Below are 6684 nucleotides of genomic sequence, written 5' to 3'. Positions count from 1 at the left end.
AACCTGTTTCCTAAATTATTAAAGAAAAAACTTGTTTTTTGACACAGTACCTATGCGTAGTGCGGAGGCAAGGAAACTTTTCGTTTCCGTCTGTGCACGTAGCTAAAACTTATTGTTTTGCTTTCGTTATTTTTCTTTAAGTAAAACAATACACACCGCTTTGGGTTGTTCAAAAATGTTTGTTTCCAATAAATTTAAGAGATTAAAAAGAAGGAGGATTACTATTTAATTCTTAGGTTCAATATAAAAATTCTTACAAGAAAGATAGTAAGGTTTTCTGTAAAATTAGCTATTGGTTGTTACTTGCAACACCTTACCGCCCATAATTAATGGGATAACCTAATTGCCCCCAAACCAAAATACCTTCATCTATTATGGCGGTGTTTTTATATCCTAATCTTCTTAACGTACTAACCACTCGGCCCGAAGCTGCATGCGGACAAGCGCAATAAGCAACGATCCAAGTGCCATCATTTGGCAGGTCGTCTACAAATGCTTCCGGCTCTTCATAATAAGGTACAGGTACCGATCCTGGAATATGGGTCTGTCGCCAGGCCACTTCTGATCGTGCATCTAAAATAATCATTCGAGCACTGTCTTGCATCGCCTGATACACTTCTTTTGCAGGAACATAAAGTCCTTTTCGTAAATTAAAATTTGGTGCTTTTTTAGTAGGATTCAATATGTATTTATCGGGTGTAGGAACACTAATGGTGTCCGTACTTGGAATATTCCAGCCTGAGGCACGCGTTCTTAAAAAGGCTGTCAGCCCATTAATTTCATCCTCAATTAGGGAGTCTTTGTAGGCTATCATTGGCGTGCCATCTCTCCCTTCTTTAATGGCATATTTTAAGAATTCATCTGTTGCGGTGGCTAAAAACATAGAATTGCCTAGGGCAGGTGCCGATACACCCTCGCCATCTGCACCATGACAGACAGAACAGGTATTTGCATAGATTTCAGCGCCCACAGCGATATCGCCGTTTACAGGTTCTCTTGAGAGTTCAATAGGTTCTTCTACACCGCTTTGGTCATACAGCCATTGCAACAATAGTTCAACTTCAATGTATTCCAAAGGGCCACCTTGTGTATTTAAATAACCGCCCATGGCGGTGCCCTCTCTACCATATTGCACCGTATATCTTTGAAAATTAGTAGTATTTGAAGTTGCCATTAATGAATGAGAGCGAAGCGATGGGGCATTATCTGCCGCGTAGCCTTCTCTATTTTTACCATGACATAAGGCGCAATATTTTTGATACATGCCCGCAGCATTACTGCTCGCTGTACTATCTAGTTTAGCCCCTATTTTATATTGTTCGGCCAGAAGAGCCTGTTCTTTTGGTTCATTTACAAACTCTATTTGAACGCCGTAGGCAAATTGACGAGGTACGGTGATGGTATGTACTATGGTATCTCGTAAAAGTGCTTCTGCTGGCAAACGCTGATTTAGATAATGATAGGTAGAATCAATATTTTTCACATCAAAACGTATGGCATATACACCAGATTCACGTTCCGAAATAAACTTGGACATATCATCATTAGTGGTTTGTGGGGTGCTTAGTACTAATTCTTGATGTCCTTTTATTTTGAAGCGGGCTATTTTTTCTGATGTATTAGAGTTTGATGCCATAAGTCCCATGTTTTTAATATTCTTGCGGGCAGTATCGAGATTTTTAACGACCACTTTAATGGCATTGATACCTACAACACCATTTGGGTGGTTCGAATAACTTCTGTAATAGGCATAATAGGTCTTCCAGTCCTTATGCATTCTTTCATAATCATTAGTGGCATCTTCTATAAACTGAGGTAGGTATGTAGCATTTGTATCTTTAAAATCTAAACTGCGTTCTTGTAATCCACCATCATCCCATGACCATCCTTTAACCGGATCGGTCGAGGTGCGGTATCCTTGAATAGAATCCATTTTGAATCCTTTCTCATTCAGCCATAAAGCGGTAGTGTCAATAGAAGAACTGGATAAGTAATAGCGCTGTATACCTTCATGATTCGCCAAGAATGATGTGATAAAAGTAGGTGGGGCATCTGTAATTAAAGAATCTTCAACAGAAAGAAAATCTAGTTTTGAGGCATCTGGAAAGTTGATGCTGGTAACTAATGTTCCATCAAAAAAACCTTTTTTAAATTTATCGGCTTCGCCCATTTTAAACCCGAGGGTATCAGCATAAAAATCTCGCGCGCGATTTAAATCGTTAACCATAAGCGTTGTCCCATGAAGGCCATTCCCTATTCCCAATAGCGAATAATTCTTCTTTATAGCTTCAGTTTCATTATTGGCACAGGATGCTGAAACAATAATAGCCAGTATTGCTATTGTCTTTAATGAGGCTGATGGATATCTTTTTTCAGCGGTTGCATTGAAGCGATTTAATAATGAGAGCATATAGGAATGATTGGTTGGTTAAATATTCGGTGATATTAATTGCGTACCAGTTACAGTACGCTTTAATCGTTGTATAAAATACATAATGTATTTACTGTCAGCATTTTTCCCTAATTTTTCTTAAGCATTTTATCATTGGTTATTATTTAGTCATAATGAAGGTTAACATTTAGTATATGAAAAGCAGGCGATTTTGAAGGACTAAAATTTCGGTTGAGCACAAAGTTTATAGTAGCCAAAACGCTATATTTTAAGGATATCTAGCCTGTTTTTTATATACATTGTTAGGCACAGTTATTCTAGTTTCAAAAATCTTGCAGCATTATCATAGAAAATACCTTCTTTCTCTTCTTCAGTAAGGAAATCCAAACTGTTAAGAAAATCAATCGATTTGCTAATGGCATAAGGCCACATCATTTGATCCGAACCATACATCACCCGATTTAAATAGCCAGCATGCTTAATGTTTCGAAGAAATTCTATAATATATCTTTGAGTATTAGGTTCAACCCATAACATAACGGCAATATCAGTATATAACTGTGGATAATAAGCCATCAATCTTATAGCATGTTCAGGCCAATCCTCGCCACCAGCATGCATCATATAAATTCGAAGTTTAGGATAATTAACTAAAACATCTTCAATTGTATATGGGTCACCTAAAGAAAGTCTTGCTTTTGGTGCCCAGGAATAGGTGCCTCCTGGATCTCCACCGCCCATATGCACTGCAACAGGGATATCATATTTTTCGCATATTTTTAAGTAGGGCTGCCATACATCGTCACTCAATTTTGTACCAGAATAATAAGGACCTAATTCACCAAACACTTCTACTTTTCCACTTTTGATCAATTCTTCAAATTGAATAATATCCATATTCAAATCGTCTGGATGAAAAAAATGCAAACCTTCAATCACACGACCATCGGTATCATTTGTTTTCCAATAATCTACAGTACCTAAAGCACCACTAACAACTCCTTTAACAATGTTATACTTTCTCATAGCGGTATAGGTCTCCTTGAAGTGGGTTTCCAAATTCTGAACGCCCTTTGTTCCATAGTGATCAAACCTCTCCTCTGCAAGAACTTCTGGAGAGTAAGAATGGAGATGCATGTCAATTATTTTTATCTGCGATTGCGCAGGCAAAATTTGAAATGTAAAAACGCATAAAATAATAATGTTTTTGATCATATTTCGTTTTTTAATTGTGCCTAACGGTCTTCTTTACTTTATAATCGTATATTTTCTAGTCAGTTATGGGTTAAATTAGCAATTATTTTCGGTTTAGTACAGACTTTAGCAATTACAGCGGATTCGGACGTAGTCGAATCCGCTGTAATTGCGGTTATACATTGTTATGTGCTGGCTTTATTCCAGTCAGTTTTATTAATCAGTCCTTTTTTCCACATATCGATAAGTGTTTTAGAGGTCAGTCCAATTATTCCTTTGTCCGCTTCAATTATCAACATTATTTTAACCGATTTTTTTTCGTCGGTTCCTAAAAGTTCAGTCGCCGTCCATAATCTAACAGATAAATTGGGATGTGTTAAGAGTCCGTAAAATTCATTTTTTATTTTAGATTCAGATTGTGAAATTTCTTTAATAACTTTCATAATTCTTGAATGAATTTTATTGCTTTTAGAGTCATTTCCGTTTTCAATTGAAATTCCGTGTTCTATTGCTAAAGTTATATAATCAGTTATAAATGTGTCCATAATCGAATTTTCAGCTTGCACATAACGTGTTTGTGTATGATTTCGTTGCCTGTTTAAGCACTTAATTTAGCAAACAAAAACAAAATAGAAAATCCAATAAGATTTTTGTAAGTAGGATAGAACTAGCAATAAATTATATACGGTGTTGTGTAGTGATTTTTTATTGACTGTTTTCCTTTTATGTTTATATATAAACCCTATATGTTGTTAGATTTCCCCGGTCAATTTGCTTAAAACCCAATTTTCCAAACTTTATCAGAAGCTTCGAGATATTCTGATAAAGCAGCTGAACCATACCAAACATAAAGTTCAGGCTCTAAAAATTTCGCCTTTATTGCTGGGTCAGTTTCGAGTAAGGTATTAGCTTCTTCTAGAGTGGCTACATCCAAAATAAAAATCCCTCTATATGATTTATCGTTTTTACCCATCGGTCCAGCCACAATTAATTTCTTTTCTTTGACTAATCGATTAATATTGTTCATATGACCAGTAAAACAACTGTCTTTTAGAGTTTTGTCAGTAGATTTGTTAGTTCCAGTTTTAAGAATAACAAATACAAACTTTTTCATTCCATAATCATCAGCATCCAATTTAGCTGCTAATTCTGCATCATAATTTGGATTCGTTTTTTGAGCAAACGAGACATTTATAGTAAGAATAATTACTAAAAATATTAAAACATATTTCATAATATCAATTATTTGTTGAACTCAGTTGTCATTACACACAACGTTTATGTGTAGGTATAGTTGCGTGTGCGAGCAACTAACTTACTAAAAATGGAACGAACCAGAGGAAAATCCGTAGGCTTTTCCAAGTAGGCAAGTACTAGTAATTATTTTTATATGTTGTTTTGCTTTCGTTATTTTTCAATTTCGTTTTTTATTGATTCACGTAATTCTAGCATATATGGAGTCATGGTCAGTAAAACACTTTTTGTCTGTGTAGCCCTTTCTGTTGTTAAATAAAGTAACCGATTAAAATTTTCGTTCTTTTCAAAATCAATATCTTTTAATCTAAATTCCTTTCGTGCAACACCATTTTCAGATATTGTAACAGGAGATGGTTTAGATAATTTATTTATTAATGGTATCATCTCCATTGTTGAAGATTCTAACTTATCCTCTATTATGCCTTGAAATCTTGGCAAGATAAAGTCATAAAAATAAATCATCTTTTTTCGCAGATCATCATTAGAAACTTTATCTATCCCTGAAGATTTTAATGCATCATATGGACCTCTATTACTTGTTGGTTGAAGCCCAAAATCCAGTCTATTAAAGTGGAAATCTATAGAATCGACAATTATGGATTTTGAAATAATAATCTTATCAAAAAAGGCAACCGCTTGTAGTTCTGTTTGGTTCCTATAGTTGATTAGATGCTCGGTAAAAAATAAGTAATCCTCCTTCAAAGCAACATCAATTTCCCTTATCATTTTAACTTCAAAGTCGCGATTATTTTTTTTGTCATTCCAATTATTTATGGATAAAGCAATTAGAATTCCAACAACAACAAGTATAATTTCTCCAATTGCATATAGTAGATATTTGCTGAACTTGTTTTCAGTCAGCATTTTTTGTCTAATTTTTCTATAGAATATTATCATTGTTGTGCTTTCGTTATTTATTTTCAAATCTTTTGATTTTTCTCGGTTACAAACCCTTACTTATTCTAGATTGTAAATGCTTTTCCAAATGTTTTAAAGAATTTAATCTTCATTATTTAATTCAATTAGCTTTAGAGTTTCGGATAAATAATCATTAAACACCTTATAAGAGTTAATTGCATACATATAGTTTAAGGTATTATTGTATACTTCATTTTCAAATTCAATGGTTCTAATAGTATTGTTGTAATCGATTTTAAAATTTGATTTGGCAATATTTTTTAAGTTAAGATCTTCCTCAAAAAACTCAGGAACCTCCATATTTCTCAAAAGGGCTTTATTCATTAATGAGGGAATAAAGAAACCAAATAAATAGTCTCTATATATTACGATATCATCTTCAGTATCTGTTTGATAATATGACCAATTTGATAGTTGTTTTCTCAAATTATCATCTTTTATTAAGTTTATGGATCCTGTATTGAGCATTTCGTCTATTGACCCAGTAATGATGTCAATTGATTTGGTTTTATTAATGATATCATCTAATAATTGTTCAATTTCAGAACCGTTAATGATATCATCAGCCATAATAATTTCGAGTAAATTTGCGGAAGCTTCGTAGGCTACCATAAAATTGCTAGTAGCATCATTAACATTTCTAATATTAGTTTTAAAGTCTATTTGAAGGTTTTTTAAAATGGCTTGTTCTCGATTTCTATCTTTTCTATATTCATTCCAATTGTTAATCTGTAACGCTATTAAAATTCCAATCACCACAAGAATTATTTCTCCAATTGCGTATTTAAAATACTTTTCTGTTTTTCCTTTTGAAAGTAAATCTTGTCTAATTTTCCTAAAGAATTTTATCATTGGTCTATGGTTGGTTATAATGAAGCACAACGTTTTAGCTATGAACAGTACGGGAGCAAACTGGCATTTGC

Annotated in this window: 6 protein-coding genes; all 6 read right to left on the bottom strand. The window is 33.9% G+C overall.

Annotated features, from left to right (window positions below):
- Positions 1-313 precede the first annotated feature (313 nt).
- A complete protein-coding gene (locus tag AACZ41_RS17940) occupies positions 314-2410 on the bottom strand; it encodes a c-type cytochrome (protein ID WP_339629983.1) in 2097 nt (698 codons plus the stop codon).
- A gap of 294 nt (positions 2411-2704) precedes the next feature.
- Positions 2705-3607, bottom strand: coding sequence for an amidohydrolase family protein (locus AACZ41_RS17935; protein WP_339629981.1), 903 nt, complete (start codon positions 3605-3607; stop codon positions 2705-2707).
- A 164-nt stretch (positions 3608-3771) separates the two neighbouring features.
- Complete coding sequence (locus AACZ41_RS17930) at positions 3772-4131, bottom strand: DUF2019 domain-containing protein (protein ID WP_339629979.1); 360 nt, start codon at positions 4129-4131, stop codon at positions 3772-3774.
- 230 nt (positions 4132-4361) lie between these two features.
- A complete protein-coding gene (locus tag AACZ41_RS17925) occupies positions 4362-4820 on the bottom strand; it encodes a YciI family protein (protein ID WP_339629977.1) in 459 nt (152 codons plus the stop codon).
- Positions 4821-4993: 173 nt separating this feature from the next.
- Complete coding sequence (locus AACZ41_RS17920) at positions 4994-5767, bottom strand: DUF6090 family protein (RefSeq protein WP_339629975.1); 774 nt, start codon at positions 5765-5767, stop codon at positions 4994-4996.
- Between the two features lie 75 nt (positions 5768-5842).
- On the bottom strand, positions 5843-6684 hold an 842-nt coding region (locus tag AACZ41_RS17915), incomplete at its 5' end, for a DUF6090 family protein (protein WP_339629973.1).

Origin of the sequence: uncultured Maribacter sp. (assembly GCF_963974015.1) — a bacterium.
Taxonomy (GTDB): Bacteria; Bacteroidota; Bacteroidia; order Flavobacteriales; family Flavobacteriaceae; genus Maribacter.
Note: the sequence above shows the minus strand (reverse complement) of the source record. Positions and strands in the feature narration are given on the sequence as shown.